The organism is Nocardiopsis alborubida, from assembly GCF_012396365.1.
Classification (GTDB): Bacteria; Actinomycetota; Actinomycetes; order Streptosporangiales; family Streptosporangiaceae; genus Nocardiopsis; species Nocardiopsis alborubida.
Genome location: NZ_JAAXPG010000007.1, coordinates 150,469 through 164,579, shown reverse-complemented (window position 1 = coordinate 164,579; position 14,111 = coordinate 150,469). Strand labels below are relative to the sequence as shown.

General features: G+C 72.6%; 15 protein-coding genes and 1 pseudogene. 8 read left to right on the top strand and 8 right to left on the bottom strand.

The genetic code is table 11. The features are described 5' to 3' along the window. Positions 1-38: 38 nt before the first annotated feature. Entirely contained in the window at positions 39-2,102 is a 2,064-nt protein-coding gene (gene pabB, locus HGB44_RS09670; RefSeq protein WP_061079799.1) for an aminodeoxychorismate synthase component I, read from the bottom strand. 153 nt (positions 2,103-2,255) lie between these two features. Here pabB and HGB44_RS09665 point away from each other — a divergent pair, with 153 nt between their 5' ends. Continuing rightward, the gene (locus HGB44_RS09665; protein ID WP_061079798.1) at positions 2,256-2,504 is read left to right on the top strand and encodes an SHOCT domain-containing protein; all 249 of its coding nucleotides are present in this window, start codon (positions 2,256-2,258) and stop codon (positions 2,502-2,504) included. 4 nt (positions 2,505-2,508) lie between these two features. Here HGB44_RS09665 and HGB44_RS09660 read toward each other — a convergent pair whose 3' ends face one another. Next, positions 2,509-3,936, bottom strand: coding sequence for a sugar porter family MFS transporter (locus HGB44_RS09660; RefSeq protein ID WP_061079797.1), 1,428 nt, complete (start codon positions 3,934-3,936; stop codon positions 2,509-2,511). A gap of 194 nt (positions 3,937-4,130) precedes the next feature. Between HGB44_RS09660 and HGB44_RS09655 the strand changes: the two genes are divergently transcribed. After that, the gene (locus HGB44_RS09655; RefSeq protein WP_061079796.1) at positions 4,131-4,742 is read left to right on the top strand and encodes an HAD family hydrolase; all 612 of its coding nucleotides are present in this window, start codon (positions 4,131-4,133) and stop codon (positions 4,740-4,742) included. A gap of 61 nt (positions 4,743-4,803) precedes the next feature. Here HGB44_RS09655 and HGB44_RS09650 read toward each other — a convergent pair whose 3' ends face one another. Both HGB44_RS09650 and HGB44_RS09645 read right to left on the bottom strand, forming a co-directional pair. Beyond that, positions 4,804-5,325 (bottom strand): nuclear transport factor 2 family protein, encoded by a 522-nt coding sequence (locus HGB44_RS09650; protein WP_061079795.1) that lies wholly within the window; start codon positions 5,323-5,325, stop codon positions 4,804-4,806. Between the two features lie 82 nt (positions 5,326-5,407). Continuing rightward, the gene (locus HGB44_RS09645) at positions 5,408-6,304 is read right to left on the bottom strand and encodes an oxidoreductase (protein ID WP_061079794.1); all 897 of its coding nucleotides are present in this window, start codon (positions 6,302-6,304) and stop codon (positions 5,408-5,410) included. A gap of 65 nt (positions 6,305-6,369) precedes the next feature. Between HGB44_RS09645 and HGB44_RS09640 the strand changes: the two genes are divergently transcribed. Further along, complete coding sequence (locus HGB44_RS09640; RefSeq protein ID WP_231972369.1) at positions 6,370-6,978, top strand: TetR/AcrR family transcriptional regulator; 609 nt, start codon at positions 6,370-6,372, stop codon at positions 6,976-6,978. Positions 6,979-6,985: 7 nt separating this feature from the next. Next, positions 6,986-7,204, top strand: a pseudogene (locus HGB44_RS09635) (biotin synthase BioB); the annotation flags it as partial. A 61-nt stretch (positions 7,205-7,265) separates the two neighbouring features. On the opposite strand, the gene HGB44_RS09630 reads toward HGB44_RS09635, so the two are convergent. Together HGB44_RS09630 and HGB44_RS09625 are read right to left on the bottom strand one after the other, a co-directional pair. Next, positions 7,266-7,553: a YiaA/YiaB family inner membrane protein gene (locus tag HGB44_RS09630; protein ID WP_061079791.1), complete on the bottom strand. Its 288-nt coding sequence runs from the start codon at positions 7,551-7,553 to the stop codon at positions 7,266-7,268. Between the two features lie 156 nt (positions 7,554-7,709). Further along, entirely contained in the window at positions 7,710-8,828 is a 1,119-nt protein-coding gene (locus HGB44_RS09625; protein WP_061079825.1) for an NAD(P)/FAD-dependent oxidoreductase, read from the bottom strand. A gap of 135 nt (positions 8,829-8,963) precedes the next feature. Here HGB44_RS09625 and ddaH point away from each other — a divergent pair, with 135 nt between their 5' ends. From ddaH to HGB44_RS09610, 3 genes are all read left to right on the top strand, one after another. Beyond that, positions 8,964-9,746, top strand: a complete 783-nt coding sequence (gene ddaH, locus HGB44_RS09620) for a dimethylargininase (RefSeq protein WP_061079824.1) — start codon at positions 8,964-8,966, stop codon at positions 9,744-9,746. A 205-nt stretch (positions 9,747-9,951) separates the two neighbouring features. Continuing rightward, positions 9,952-10,353 carry a RidA family protein gene (locus HGB44_RS09615; protein ID WP_061079790.1) on the top strand — a complete coding sequence of 134 codons (402 nt, stop codon included), beginning with the start codon at positions 9,952-9,954 and terminating at the stop codon, positions 10,351-10,353. Positions 10,354-10,446: 93 nt separating this feature from the next. Beyond that, positions 10,447-11,403: a helix-turn-helix transcriptional regulator gene (locus HGB44_RS09610; RefSeq protein WP_061079789.1), complete on the top strand. Its 957-nt coding sequence runs from the start codon at positions 10,447-10,449 to the stop codon at positions 11,401-11,403. 10 nt (positions 11,404-11,413) lie between these two features. Here the strand turns inward: HGB44_RS09610 and HGB44_RS09605 are convergent, their stop codons facing one another. Then, positions 11,414-11,989, bottom strand: coding sequence for a Uma2 family endonuclease (locus HGB44_RS09605; protein ID WP_061079788.1), 576 nt, complete (start codon positions 11,987-11,989; stop codon positions 11,414-11,416). A gap of 136 nt (positions 11,990-12,125) precedes the next feature. Here HGB44_RS09605 and HGB44_RS09600 point away from each other — a divergent pair, with 136 nt between their 5' ends. After that, the gene (locus tag HGB44_RS09600; protein WP_061079787.1) at positions 12,126-13,043 is read left to right on the top strand and encodes a GNAT family N-acetyltransferase; all 918 of its coding nucleotides are present in this window, start codon (positions 12,126-12,128) and stop codon (positions 13,041-13,043) included. Here the strand turns inward: HGB44_RS09600 and HGB44_RS09595 are convergent. Continuing rightward, a complete protein-coding gene (locus tag HGB44_RS09595) occupies positions 13,021-14,037 on the bottom strand; it encodes a Gfo/Idh/MocA family protein (RefSeq protein WP_061079786.1) in 1,017 nt (338 codons plus the stop codon). The genes HGB44_RS09600 and HGB44_RS09595 overlap by 23 nt on opposite strands. Between the last annotated feature and the right edge of the window lie 74 nt (positions 14,038-14,111).

Genomic DNA, 14,111 nt, shown 5'->3' with positions numbered 1-14,111 from the left:
GGTCGCGGCAAGCGGTTTTCCGCCCCTGACGGGGCCGTTCAGCGCGCGCGGGCGGGCACGTCGGCCTTGAGCAGCATCTCCTCGTACTCCTCCTCGGGGTCGGAGTCCAGCACGACCGCTCCGCCCGCGCCGATGGTCAGCTCGCCGCCGCTGAGCACCGCGGTGCGGATGACGATGCTGAGGTCGGCCGCGCCGGAGGAGGACACGTAGCCCAGCGCGCCGGAGTAGATCCCGCGCGCGGAGGTCTCCAGGCGGTCGAGGACGCGCATGGTGCGCTCCTTGGGCGCGCCGGTCATCGACCCTCCCGGGAAGCAGGCGCGGACCGCGTCCACGGCCGACACCCGCGGGCGCAGCGTGCCCCGCACGGTGGAGACCAACTGGTGCACGGTGGCGTAGGACTCGGTGTACATGAACGCGGGCACCTCGACGCTGCCGACCTCGCACACCCGCCCCAGGTCGTTGCGGAGCAGGTCGACGATCATGAGGTTCTCGGCGCGGGTCTTGGCGCCGGTGCGCAGATCGCGGGCCGCGCGCGCGTCGGCGTCCGGGTCGCTGTGGCGTGGCGCGGTGCCCTTGATGGGGCGGCTCTCGGCTGTGCGGTCGCCGTCCACGCGCAGGAAGCGCTCGGGCGAGGCGCTGAGCACGCTCGTGGGTCCCAGGCGCAGCAGGGCGGCGTAGGGCGCGGGGCTGGCGGCGCGCAGGCGGCGGTAGGAGTCCAGGTCTCCTCCGCCGTGGGGCAGGCGGACCCGGTTGGTCAGGCAGATCTCGTAGCTCTCCCCGGCCGTGAGCTCGGCCAGGCACTCCTTGACGTCGGCGACGTAGTCTTCGCGCGGGCGCTCCAGGAGGCGTGCCAGGTCGGCGGACGGGGCAGCGGCGGGCGCGGGCGCGGGCAGCCGTGGCAGGTCGGTGAGGGCGGCCAGGGTCGCGTCGAGCCAGGCGTCGCCGTCGGGGAGGTCGTCGGCGCACACCGCGTAGGTGCGGTTCCCGTGGTGGTCGACGGCCACGAACCGGTCGCAGCGCAGCCACACGGCGTCGGGTTCGGGCGAGGTGTGGGCGCTGTCGCCGCCGCAGTCGGCCTTGAGCTCGTAGCCGAGGTAGCCGACGTACCCTCCGGTGAAGTCGAAGGGCAGACCGGAGGGTGTGGGGCGGGGGACGCGGCGGCCGAGGGCGTCGAAGACGCTGCCGGGCTCGTGGTGCTCGGTGCCGTCCGCGGCGCGCACGGTGACGGGGCCGCCGACGCGGTAGGTGAGCACCTCGCCGGTGGCCGCACCGAGGAAGGAGAAGCGCGCGGGCCCCTCCGGGCGGGAGCTGTCCAGCCAGAACGCGTACTCGGCGTCGCCGTACAGGCGGGCGAAGGCGGCCTCGGTGTCCACGGCCAGGGGGAGTTCGCGCGTGCGGACGGTCGGGGCGGCCGCGGGGGCGGGGTCGGGGCGTTGGGTGTGCTCCGTCGTCGGGGTTTCCCCGCCCCGGGCGGCCGCGTCCCGGCCCGGGGACGGGTTCGGGTGCGCACCCGGGAGGGCGGTGTGCGGGCGGGCCAGGTCCAGGAAGTTCGCGACCAGTTCGGCGCCGTGCTCGCTGGCCACCGACTCGGGGTGGAACTGCACGCCCCAGCGGGGCAGCCTGCGGTGCTCCAGGCCCATGACCACGCCGTCCTCGGCCCAGGCGGTGGCCGTCAACGCCTCGGGCAGGGGCTCGGGAACGGCCAGGGAGTGGTAGCGCACGGCGGTGAGGTCCTGGGGCAGGCCCGCGAACAGGCCCGCGCCGGTGTGCCGGATCCGGGACAGGTGGCCGTGGCGGGGCTGGGGGGCCGAGACCACGTCGGCCCCGGCCAGGTGGGCGATGGCCTGGTGGCCCAGGCACACTCCCAGGACGGGCAGCCGGGTGTGGGACAGGAGTTCGGGGACGCGGCCCAGGTCACGGGGGTTCTGGGGGCGGCCCGGGCCCGGTGAGACGACCACGGCGTCCACGTCCGCCGGGTCGAGCCGGTCCCAGCGGGGATCGTCGTGGGTGAGCACCGCCGGGGTCCGGCCGATGACGCGCGCCAGGAGCTGGAAGAGGTTGTACGTGTATGAGTCGTGGTTGTCCACGAGGAGGACGCGCATAACCACCCTTTTCGTCCGGACCGCGACAATCCAGATTACGGTGATCCGGGCGGGCTGGTTGTCCACAGGCGCGAGGAATCCCTGGAGAAGGGATCCCGACACGGGTACACAAGAAAGGGGAAGAGCGGTTCTTCCAGGAGTGGGGAGCAGACGATGACCTACGTCATGGCAGCGGTCGTCACCGTGATCATGGTGGCGCTGGGCGTCTTCTTCGTCGTCACGGTGGCGTCCGTGGCGGGCGCGGCCCGTACCGACCCCACCCGCCCGGGAGGGCGCCGGTCCCCCGCCGCGCCCGCGCCGCAGGCGGTGGACGCGGCGGAGGAGGAGCTGCGGCTCAGATACGCGCGCGGCCAGATCGACCGCGAGGAGTTCCTCCAGCGCAGGATCGACCTGGAGCGCTGAGTCCTCAGCCCCGCATCTCCTCCAGGGTCTTGCCGCGGGTCTCCTTCACGAACCTCAACACGAAGAAGAACGACACCAGCGCGAAGAGCGCGTACATCAGGTACGTGCCGCTCAGGCTCCAGTCACGCAGGCTCGGGAAGCTCACGGTGATGAGCCAGTTGGTGAGCCACTGGGTCGCGGTGGCCACACCCATCGCCGCGGCGCGGATGCGCAGCGGGAACATCTCCCCCAGCAGCACCCACACGACCACGCCCCACGACAGCGCGAAGAAGAGCACGAACAGGCTGGCCGCGCCCAGGGCCACCGCGCCCCAGCCGAACGACAGCGTCACCTCCTCGCCCTGTACCACCGCGTGGCTGAAGGCGTAGGCGGCCAGCGCCAGCGCCACCGTCATCCCGGCCGAGCCCACCAACAGCAGCGGTTTGCGGCCCACCCGGTCCACCAGCAGGATCGCCACGAACGTACCCACGATGTTCACGATGGAGGTGAACAGGCTCAGCAGCAGCGAGGACGACTCGTCCACGCCCACCGACTGCCACAGCGAACTGGAGTAGTAGAAGATGACGTTGATCCCGACCAGCTGCTGGAACGCCGAGACGGCCATACCGATCCACACGATGGGCAGCAGACCGTAGCGGCCGGTCAGGTCGCTCAGCCTGGTCCGGACCTCCGAACCCAGCGCCTCACGGATCTCCCCGATGCGCTTGTCCACCCGCGCGGTTCCGCCGCCCTCCACGTCGGCCAGGATGCGCCGGGCGCGATCCGTCTGCCCCACGCGCACCAGGTAGCGGGGCGACTCGGGGATGAGCAGGCTCAGCCCCAGGTAGACCATGGCGGGCAGGACCTCGATGCCCAGCATCCACTGCCAGGCCTGGACCGGTCCCAGCATGCCGCTCGCGGTGCCGTCGGCGATCTGGGCGATGCCGTAGTTGACCAGCTGCGAGGCGGCGATGCCCAGCACGATGGCCAGCTGCTGCAACGACGCGAGGCGGCCCCGGTAGGCGGCGGGCGAGACCTCGGCGATGTAGGTCGGGGCGATCACCGAGGCCAGGCCGATGGCGACACCGCCCAGGATCCGCCAGGCGGTCAGGTCCCACACGTTGAAGGGCAGCGCCGAGCCGATGGCGCTGATCGCGAACAGCACACCGGCGATCTGCATGGTGCGGATACGGCCGATGCGGTCGGCCAGGGCGCCCGCGACCGCGGCGCCCACCACGCAGCCCAGGAGTGCGGAGGCGACCGTGAAGCCGAGCGTGGCCGGTCCCACGCCGAACCGTTCCTGGATGGCCGGTACCGCCCCGTTGATGACGGAGCTGTCGTAGCCGAACAGGAACCCTCCCATCGCCGCGGCCGCGGCGATCATCGTCACGTGGACGATGTTGGCCTCCCCCTCCGGAACCGACTCGTTCCCGGCCTGTCTGGCTCCGCTCACGTCCCTCGTCCTTCCTCCGTCGCACACTGGTCGTCCCCAGAGTGGACACGCCGGGGAGCCGAGGGTCACGGACAAAACGCCCATGGGCCAAAAGATGTCCATCGTTTGGCCCACAACGTGTATCGGTCACACGGCGGCCGACCGCGTACGATCTGGACGGGTTCCCGACGGTGCCGCGAGGAAGGTGTGTTCTGTTGACCGTGCTCTTCGACCTGTTCGGCGTCCTGGCCCGCCACCAGTCCGAGGAGGGCAAGGACCGGCTGGTCCGGGTCGCGGGCGCGCCCGCCCCGGCCTTCTGGGAGGCGTACTGGGCGCGGCGCCAGCCCTACGACCGCGCGGACGTGAGCGCCGCCGAGTACTGGCGCGGCGTGGGAGGCGACCTGGGCGCGCGCTTCGACGGGGAGCGGATCGCCGCGCTCGTCGAGGCCGACGTCGCCAGCTGGAGCGCCGTGGACGAGACCATGGTCGCCCTGGTCGAGGAGCTCGCGGCCTCCGGTCGGCGCCTCGGGCTGCTGTCCAACATCCCCGAGGAACTGGCCGCCCACTACGAGGCGCACCACCCCTGGCTCGGCAACTTCCACGTGCGCGCCTTCTCCTGCCGCATCCGCCGCGCCAAGCCCGAACCGGACGCCTACCGGTGGTGCCAGGAGGCCCTGGGCGTGGAGCCCGGGCGGATCCTCTTCGTCGACGACCGCGGGGAGAACGTCCGGGCGGCGGAGGCGCTGGGCATGGGCGGCCACGTGTTCACCGCCGCCGACGGGTTCCGCGAGAGCCTCGCGCGCTGGGAGTCCGCCCCGCGGAGCTGAGTCCCGCCCGCCGCACGGCCCGAGGCCCAGGTCAGGCCCTGTCCTCTGACGGGGTGTCCTCTCAGGCGAGGGCGGACCGCAAGACGCCGAAGTTCCCGGTCATCCACAGGGCCGTCAGCTTGACCTTGGCGATGCGCCAGCCGTTCGGGGTCCGGGTGAACCGGTTCGTGTAGTACCCGTACACCGTCTGGTCGCTGTCGCCCAGACCGTTGGGCAGGTGGTGGCTCGCCCGCACGTAGGCCACACACGTGGCGTCGTCGTCGCCGTCGAAGGTGATCATGTGGTTCGTGATCATGTGCTGCGTGGCCTTGAAGGACTCCATCCGCGGCGCGGTACCAGCGACCCACTCGTCGGCCGTTACGCGCGTGACCGGTTGGCCGAAGCCCTGGCTGAAGTCGACCTCGACCTCGTCGGTGAAGCAGGAGCGGAACAGCTCCCAGTCACGGGAGTCGGTTCCGGTGGCGTAACGGGTCTGGACCTCGCTGATCTCGGCTCGGTCCAGAAGACGCCGGAGTTCGGTGTCGTGCGGACTCTTTTCGTGTGCCCGCGTCCCGTGCGGCTGTGTTTCTCGCGGCTGTGTCATCGGATGTTCCTTTACTGGGCCGCGACGATGTCAACGGCGGCGGGATGCGTGAACGCTCGAACGCATGGAGCCGGAGGGGTTTTCAGGCAGCGCGAGGTGTCCTCAGCGGAAAGGCCACTCCGGTGAGCTCCTCGGAGACCTCCCACAGTCGGCGCGCGGCATCGACGTCACGCGCCTTCGCCGAGCGCCGGACCAGCTTCGGCGCGCCTCGGAGCCCCATGAGGCGACGGGGGCCGGCGTAGCCGTCACCGGCGACGTCCGCCGTGGCGGCGTAGAGCGTCGGCAGGGCGCCGTGTTCCGCGCTCTGCGTGACCAGGCCGATCAGCGCCTGGCTCGCCCGCAGCCACGGTTTCCGCCCCTCGGGCCTCATCAGGTTCGTGGCCGAGATTCCGGGATGCGCGGCTGTCGAGATCACGGGGGAACCGGCCCCGTCCAGGCGCCGTTGGAGCTCGGAGGCGAACAGGAGGTTGGCGAGCTTGGACTGCCCGTAGGCCGGATACTCCCGATAGGGCTTGCGCTCCCAGTTGGGGTCGGCGAAGTCGATCGAGCCGATCAGGTGCGCGAGCGAGGCCACCGTGACGACCCTCTCCCGAATCCGCGGCAGGAGCAGGTTCGTGAGTGCGAAGTGGCCGAGGTGGTTGGTCCCGAACTGCGACTCGAAACCGTCGGCGGTGCGGGACATCGGCGGGAGTGACAGACCGGCGTTGTTGACGAGCAGGTCAACGGGTTCGGTGAGCTGCCGCGCGAACGCCCGGACCGAGGACAGGTCGGCGAGGTCGAGCCCACGGACCTCGACGTCCCCGGTCATCGTCGCGGCGGCGGCGCGGCCCTTGTCGGGGTCGCGGACGGCGAGCAGGGTCCGCGCACCCCGCTCGGCGAGGACGCGAGCGGTCACGCGCCCGATGCCGCTGTTCGCGCCGGTGACGACGACGGTGCGACCGGCCATGGAAGGGACGTCTGCGAGGGAGAACGCTGGCATGGCCCCGAATGTAGCCACTGCAAACAATGATGTCAATGCAAACATCACGTGTTAGGGTGGCGGACGTGACCGAACCCGCCGGGCAGCGCCCCTACCACCACGGCAACCTCCGCAGCGCGATCCTCGACACGGCCGAGCGCCAGCTGCGCGAGCACGGAGCGGACCAGCTCTCCCTCCGGGATCTGGCCAGGGAGATCGGCGTGAGCCACGCCGCGCCGCGGCGGCACTTCGCCGACCGGCAGGCGCTCCTCGACGCACTGGCCGAGGCGGGTTTCGTCCAGTTGGGCAGCGCGCTGCGCACCGTGCTGGCGGAGGCGGGGGACGCGTTCGACGTGCGGGTGCACAAAGCCGTGCTGGCCTTCGCCCGTTTCGCCACCGAGAACGCCGCACTGCTCGAACTGATGAACTCCGGCAAACACCGGCCGGGAGCCACCCGGATCGCCGAGGCGGCCGAGGCGGCCTTCGGGCAGGTGAGCGAGCTGATCGAGGAGGGACAGGAGCACGGCGCGCTCGAACCCGGTGACCCCGAGCGCATCGGGATCATCCTGTACGCGACCGTGCAGGGCATCGCGATGATGGTCAACGGCAACATGATCGACGCGGAGAGGCTCGACGGGCTGATCGAGACCGCGGTCGAGCAGTTCCTGAGGGGCGCCAGCCCGCGCAGCCGGTAGTTCCCCGCGCTCCCTCCAGCCGCTGGCGCCGCACATCGCCGGCTCGGTGTTCCCGGGCGACTACCCCACCAGCGAGGGGCAGGCGGGCCGGGCCGGTCTGGAGATGATCGAGGACGCCGGTTTCACCGCGCGGGGCGCGGGCGAGCCCACCCTGCCCGGGGAGCACCACGATCTGCTCGGGCCGCGCCGGCGGGGCGCCGGAACCGCTCTTCCGCCCAGCGCCTGACACCGGCGCGACCCGAGGGCGCGGCGCGCTCCGTCCCCCGCGCCGCGCGGACCCGTCCCGGTCAGGAGCGCGGGACGGGCTGCTCGCCGTTCCAGATGGGGATCTGCTGGTAGTTCTGGGCCGCCTCGACGGCCAGCGCGTCCTCCTGCCGGTCGCGCACGCACTTGGCCAGGGTGAACGTGGACGTGATCACGTAGAGCAGGCCCAGGCCGAGGAAGGCCCGGATCCACAGGTCGACGGGGAGGTAGATGATCCCCGCGCCGACCCCGAGCGCCGCCGCGCCGAAGGACAGGGCGGACTGGAGGAAGAACTGCGGGGTGGAGCGGGGCTGGGGGGTGTAGGTGTTCATACGTCCATGCTGTCGGCTCCCCCGGCCACGCGCCTGAGTACCGCTACTCAACTCCCTGCCGGTTCCCGCCGGGCGCGGACGGGACCCTCACCGCACCCCCGGGGCGTGCCCCGACAGGCTCGGCCGCTCCGGGCCGGTTCCGCCGCCGGAGGGGAATCAGGCGGGGGCCATGGGACGGTCGGGCCGGAAGGGGGACAGATCCACTCCGGGGTCCTCCCCCATGGCCAGCCGGGCCGCGACCAGGCCCTGGAAGGGACCGAAGGTCAGTCCCTCACTGCCCAGGCCGGTCGCCACCACCACACCGGGCAGCCGCTCCACGGGCCCCAGCAGCTGCCGTCCGTCGTGCGTGCACGGCCGGAACCCCACCCGCGTCTCCACCACCGTGGCGTCCGCCAGTTCGGGCAGCACCTCGACCGCGGTGGAGAGGTTGTGCAGCAGGCCCGACGCCGTCACCCGCCGGTCGAACCCGGCCTCCGGTTCCCACGTGCCGCCGGTGACCACCCGGTCGGGGCCGAAGGCCGACACGAAGTACCCGCGCTCACCGAACCGCACCACCGGCCAGGCGCGGGTGCCGCGCCCCGGCAGCGCGAAGTGCGTCACCTGCCCGCGCACCGGGTGCACGGGCAGGTCCACACCGGCGGTGGCGAGCAGCCCGGCAGACCACGCGCCCGCGGCCACCACGACCACGGGCGCCTCCAGGGCCTCGCCGCCCACCCGCACACCGCTCACCCGGCGGCCGTCCCACAGCAGGCGCGACTCCCCCTTGAAGTAGCGCAGCCCCCGTTCCTCGGCCGCGTTGAACAGGGCGGCCCGCGCCGCCGCCCCGTTCAGGCGGGCCATGCCCTCCACGAACACCCCGCCGTAGGGCTCGGGCAGCAGCGGGAACCGCTCGCGCGGCTCGCCCGGGGCCAGGCGCTCCACCGCGCCCATCGTCGCGAACTCCGGGCGCTCGGACAGGGTGCGCATCAGGTCGAACCCGGCGTCGTCGCCCTCCCGGTCCACGGACATGCCCCCGACCACCTCGTAGCCGGTGGCCTGGCCGTCCTCGGCCAGCTCGGCCATCAACCGCGGGTAGTGCTCGGCCGCGCGGGCCTTGAAGTCCCACACCGGCTGCTCGTCCCACGGCAGCGGCCAGGGGAAGACCACCCCCAGCCCGGCGGCCGTGGCCTGCCCGGGGTGCGAGGCGTCGACCAACGCGGTGGACACGCCCTTCCTGGCCAGGTGGAACGCCGCGCTCGTCCCCACGATCCCGCCGCCGACAATGATCACGTCCATGACCACCACCCTGCCCCCGCCCGCTCCGGCGAACAAGCCGAACGACCCGCGTGCCGCGTCCGGGAAACGGGTACGGGTGCGCGATAGGTTGTGCTCTTCCCAGAACCCGGTGCCGCACCCCTGGAGGACGTGTACGTGGACGGATACACCTACTACGGGGTCGCCCTGATGCGCCGCCCCGGCCCCGACCTGGCACGGGGCATCGTCACCCACGTTCCCCGCACGGAGGTGGACCCGGTCCTGGCCGCGCGCCAGTACACGATCTACCAGGAGGCCCTAGCCTCGGCCGGGTGGCGGGTGTGTGAGGTCGAACCGGCGCCCGAGCACCCCGACGCGGTGTTCGTGGAGGACACCGTGGTGGTGTGCGAGGACCTGGCCGTCCTGACCCGCCCCGGCGCGCAGGAGCGCCGGGGAGAGGTGGAGGGGGTCGAGGCGGTGGCGCGCACGCTCGGCCTGCGGGTGGCGCGGATCGAGGCGCCCGGGACCCTGGACGGCGGCGACGTGCTCCAGGTGGGACCGACCGTCTACGTGGGGGTGGGCGGGCGCACCGACGCAGAGGGTGCCGCCCAGCTCGAACAGCTGCTCAAGCCGCTGGGCCGGGAGGTCGTGCGCGTGGGCCTGGGCGCGGCGCTGCACCTGAAGTCGGCGGTGACCGCGCTGCCCGACGGCACGCTCGTGGGCCTGCCCGAGCTGGTGGAGGCCGACGCGCTGCCCCCGGTGCGCCGGGCGACCGAGGAGCGGGGCGCGCACGTGCTGCCCCTGGGCGGGCGCGACGTGCTGGTCAGCGCCGCGGCGCACGAGACGATCCACCAGCTGAGCGCCGACCGGTGGCGGGTGCTGCCGGTGGACATCTCCGAGTTCGAGAAGCTGGAGGCGTGCGTGACCTGCCTGAGCGTCCTGATCCCCGACCGGGCCTGAGGGGGCGCGGACCGGCGGAGGAGGGCATGTCGTCCGGAAGGAGGCCCCCGGAGCAGCGAAGCCGACACCGGGCCTCCGGGGCCGGCCTGGTCCCGCCCTCCGAGGCCCGGTCGACCGCGCCTCTGCCGTGGGCAGAACCGGAACCCGCGGCCCCCGCTCGGTCGTTGGCCTGAGCGCAACCGACCGACACGACTCCGGGAGCCCGATGAGCGCCGTCCGACTGATCCGCAGCCAGACCCTGACCGACGCCGTGGAGTACGCCTACGCCGCCACGGCCCAGACGCCCGCGCGCGTGGTGTGGACCGCGGGCGCCTGCCCGCTCGACGAGGAGAGCCGCACCGTCGCGGTCGGCGACTACGCGGGCCAGGCCGAGCAGGTCATGCGCAACCTGCGCACCGCCCTGAACGACGCCGGTGCCGACCTGTCCGACGTCGTCAAGACCACGGTCTACGTCGCCTCCAGCCGCCAGGAGGACCTGGTGGCGGCCTGGAAGGTGGTGCGCGCGCACATGGGTGACCACGACGCGCCCGGGACCCTGCTCGGGGTGTCCGTGCTCGGCTACGACGACCAGCTGGTCGAGGTGGAGGCGGTCGCCGTGACCCGCTGAGGCGCCCCTCGCCGGACCCGGGTGTCCCACCCGACCGGCTGGTGCCAGGGGTGGAGGACCGAAACCGTCCTCCACCCCTGGGACACTGCGCTCATGAGAGCGACCTCCGCACGCCTGCTGCGCCTGCTGTCCCTGCTCCAGACCCGCAAGGACTGGCCGGGCGGCGAACTCGCCGACCGCCTCGAGGTGAGTCCGCGCACCGTACGCCGCGACGTCGACCGCCTCCGCGAACTGGGCTACCCCATCCAGGCCACCATGGGCACCGGGGGCGGATACCAGCTCGGCGCGGGCGCCGCCCTGCCGCCGCTGCTGCTGGACGACGACGAGGCCGTGGCGGTCGCGGTGGGGCTGCGTACCGCCGCCCAGGGCGGGGTGTCGGGGATCGAGGAGACCTCGGTGCGCGCCCTGGCCAAGCTGTTGCAGGTGCTGCCCTCGCGGCTGCGGCGCCGGGTGGACGCCCTGGGCGCCTTCACCGTCCCCATGCCCTCCGACGGGCCCACGGTCGACGCCGACGTGCTGGCGCTGGTGGCCGCCACCTGCCGGGACAGCGAACGGCTGCGCTTCGACTACGAGCGCCACGACGGCAGCGCCTCGCGCCGGGTGGTGGAGCCCCACCGGCTGGTCGCGCGCGGGCGGCGCTGGTACCTGGTGGCCTGGGACACCGAACGCGACGACTGGCGCACCTTCCGGGTGGACCGGATGCGCCCGCTCACACCGACCGGGCCGCGGGTGCCCCCGCGCGACCCGCCCGAGCAGGGGGTCGCCGCCTACCTCCGGGAGCGCATCGACGTGCACATGTGGCCCGTGCAGGCGCGGATCAGGCTGTTGGTCCCGGTGCGGGAGGCCGAGCGCACGGCGGCGGGCTTCGGACGGATCGAGCCGGTGGACGAGCACTCGTGCGTGCTGGTGTGCTCCGGGGACTCGCTGCTCCACATGGCCTGCTACCTGGGCATGCTCGACGTGGAGATGGAGGTGGAGGAGCCCGCCGAACTGCGCGAGCACATGTCGCGCCTCTCGGAGAGGTTCGGCCGCGCGGCGGCCTCGGGCTGAGCTCGCGCGTTCAGAGCCGGTGGACCTCGGTCAGATCGATGTCGACGGGGTAGGGGAACTCGACCTTGAGTCGGTCGTGGTGGATGCCGGTGGGCACGTAACAGGCCTTGGCCGGGTCCAGTTCGTACACGTACACCACGGGCGCGTTGTCGTTGTTCTCCACCCGCCAGAAGTGGGGGATACCCGCCTGGGCATAGAGCTGGGGCTTACGGTGCCGGTCCCGCTCCATGGACTCCTGCGACATCACCTCGACCGCAAGCGCCACCGCGTCCGCTGGGAAGGTGCTCTGCCGATTGTCCACCGCCTCGGCGTCCACGACCATGATGTCCGGCTCAGGGCGCTGGCGCGGGCCGAGCGTCACGGTCATCTCACGGCGCACACGATAGTGAGCCGGGATCGCGTGCCGTAGACCGATGGTGAGCAGGTCCATCACAACGCTGTGGAAGCCCATCTGAGGACTCACGAGGACGAGGCTCCCATCGATCAGTTCTGTGTGGGGAGGGAGGTCGGGCAGAGTGTCCAGGTCCTCGGCTCTGAATCCCCTGCTCGGGGGGATGAGCCAGTCCGGTACCGGCTGTGCGCACATACCCGCCTACCCGTCGTGGGAGTTCCCTGTGCGGTAATCGTAGCCCGCCCTGCCTCTGGTCGGGCGGAGTCCGCCCGAACGCGCGCCAAAACCACTACTTTAGGGAGTCGTTTACTTCCGGAGAGTAGTGAAAGTAGTGGTGCAGGTGACCGTCCACGACCACGGCCCCGAACTGCGCGACCTGAGCGCGCCGCCCACCGTCCGGGACCTGTGCCCCGGTTACCGCCTCGCCCGCTGGGACTCCCCCGCGACCCTGTCCCCGCCCTGCCGGGAACGCCTGCACCGCGTCCTGCGCGACCTGGCCGCACGGGCCTTCGGCGCCGACCACTCGTCCTACTGGCGCGCCCGGATCGACGCGGGGTTCTTCGACCAGGTCTCCTCCCTGGCGCTGATCCTGGGCCCCGACGGCTCCCCCGTGGGCTGGGGCGGCTACCACCGCCGCCGCTTCGCCTCCCGGCGCGCCGTGTACCTGGACGCGGCCGGTGTGGTCCCCGCCCACCGCCGCTCGGGCCTGTCCGCGGCCCTGATGACCCACTTCCTGACCCGCGAGGTCCTCACCCACCCGCTGCGGACCACCTACGTCGTCCTGCGCACCCGCCACCCGGCCGTCTACGCCGCGTGGCGCCAGAGCCTGGGCGACGCGCGCGTCTTCCCCAACGAGCTCCGGCCCCTCCCCGTTCGGGTCCGGCGCGTCGCGGGCGAGGCCGCCGAGTGGCTGGGCGACGGCCCCAACCTGGACCCCGACACGCTGCTCGTCCACGACGCCTACCGCGTGTTCGACGGCCGGATCTACGGCACCCGGCCCCGCAGCGGCCACCTCGCGCTCGACGACTACTTCGCCCACGAGGTCGGCCCCCGCGACGCCCTGCTGATGGTGGTCCGCATGAGCGTGCCCGCCCTGGCGCGGGCCACCGCCGGACGCCTCCTGCACGCGCGGCGGCGCCCGCAGGAAGGCGGGGACCTTCCCGCGGGCGCCGGGGAACCCGCGTATGGGACCGCTCCCAAGGGGGAGAGGGAGGGAGCGGCCGGGTTCATGCCAGGGGCACGGCCTTGACCGTGGACGGGCTGTAGACCAGGCCGCCCACGTCGCGGACCTGGTCCATGATCCGGGCCAGGCGCAGGCTCTCGGCCCAGGGCATGTCGGGGCTCTCCCGCTCACCGGCGGCCACGCACCGCGCGACCTCCTCGGCCTCGTACTCGTAGCCGTTGGCGCGGAAGGGGCGGGAGAACGCCTCCGGTTCGTGGCCGTCGCGGTGCAGCACCACGTCGGTGGCCATCCAGAAGCTCGGGATCTCCAGCCGCCCCCTCGTCCCGGCCAGCACCCCCCGGTTGGGCAGCGTGGTCTGCGAGGCGCAGGACAGCGAGCCGGTGCCCCCGTTCTCGCCGCGCACGAGCACCGTGGTGGCGGTGTCCACCATCCGGTCGGGCGACAGGTGGCGGGTGGCGCCCACCACGGTCAGCTCGCCCAGGTGCTGGGAGGCGAAGGCCAGCGGGTACACGCCCAGGTCGAGCAGGGCGCCGCCGCCCAGGTCGGCGTTGAAGAGTCGGTGGTCGGGGTCGTAGGGGGCGTTGAAGCCGAACTCGGCCGAGAGCCAGCGCACCTCGCCGATCGCGCCGTCCTCCACCAGTTCGCGGACCAGGCGGGAGGCGGGCAGGTAACGCGTCCACATCGCCTCCATCAGGAAGAGGCCGCCCTCGCGGGCCGCCTCGACCATCTGCGAGACCTGGAGGGCGTTCATCGCCATGGGCTTCTCGACCAGGACGTGTTTGCCCGCCCTGAGGCAGGTCAGGGTGTTGGGATGGTGCCAGGGGTGGGGGGTGGCCACGTAGACGGCGTCCACGTTCGGGCTCTGGGCCAGGTCCTCGTAGCTGCCGTGGCGTTCGGGGACGTCCCAGGCCCGGCCGAACTCCTCGGCCCGCTCCGGGGTGCGCGAGCCGACCGCGGTGAGCCGGGCCGTGGGGGTGGACCCGAGCGCCTCGGCGAAGGAGTGCGCGATGCCGCCGGTCCCGAGCACGCCCCAGCGCAGTACGCCGTTTTCATCTGTCATGGGAGCATCCTAAAAAACACGGCCATGTCGGGGTGCGGGCGGGGAAGGTACTCGGTTTCCCCGGCTCCGGACCG

Coding starts and splice junctions, on each gene's coding strand:
- HGB44_RS09595 (WP_061079786.1), bottom strand. CDS start 14,037: ATGACAGATGAAAACGGCGTACTGCGCTGGGGCGTGCTCGGGACCGGC.
- pabB (WP_061079799.1), bottom strand. CDS start 2,102: ATGCGCGTCCTCCTCGTGGACAACCACGACTCATACACGTACAACCTC.
- HGB44_RS09650 (WP_061079795.1), bottom strand. CDS start 5,325: ATGACACAGCCGCGAGAAACACAGCCGCACGGGACGCGGGCACACGAA.
- HGB44_RS09665 (WP_061079798.1), top strand. CDS start 2,256: ATGACCTACGTCATGGCAGCGGTCGTCACCGTGATCATGGTGGCGCTG.
- HGB44_RS09630 (WP_061079791.1), bottom strand. CDS start 7,553: ATGAACACCTACACCCCCCAGCCCCGCTCCACCCCGCAGTTCTTCCTC.
- HGB44_RS09605 (WP_061079788.1), bottom strand. CDS start 11,989: ATGTGCGCACAGCCGGTACCGGACTGGCTCATCCCCCCGAGCAGGGGA.
- HGB44_RS09645 (WP_061079794.1), bottom strand. CDS start 6,304: ATGCCAGCGTTCTCCCTCGCAGACGTCCCTTCCATGGCCGGTCGCACC.
- HGB44_RS09625 (WP_061079825.1), bottom strand. CDS start 8,828: ATGGACGTGATCATTGTCGGCGGCGGGATCGTGGGGACGAGCGCGGCG.
- HGB44_RS09610 (WP_061079789.1), top strand. CDS start 10,447: ATGAGAGCGACCTCCGCACGCCTGCTGCGCCTGCTGTCCCTGCTCCAG.
- HGB44_RS09615 (WP_061079790.1), top strand. CDS start 9,952: ATGAGCGCCGTCCGACTGATCCGCAGCCAGACCCTGACCGACGCCGTG.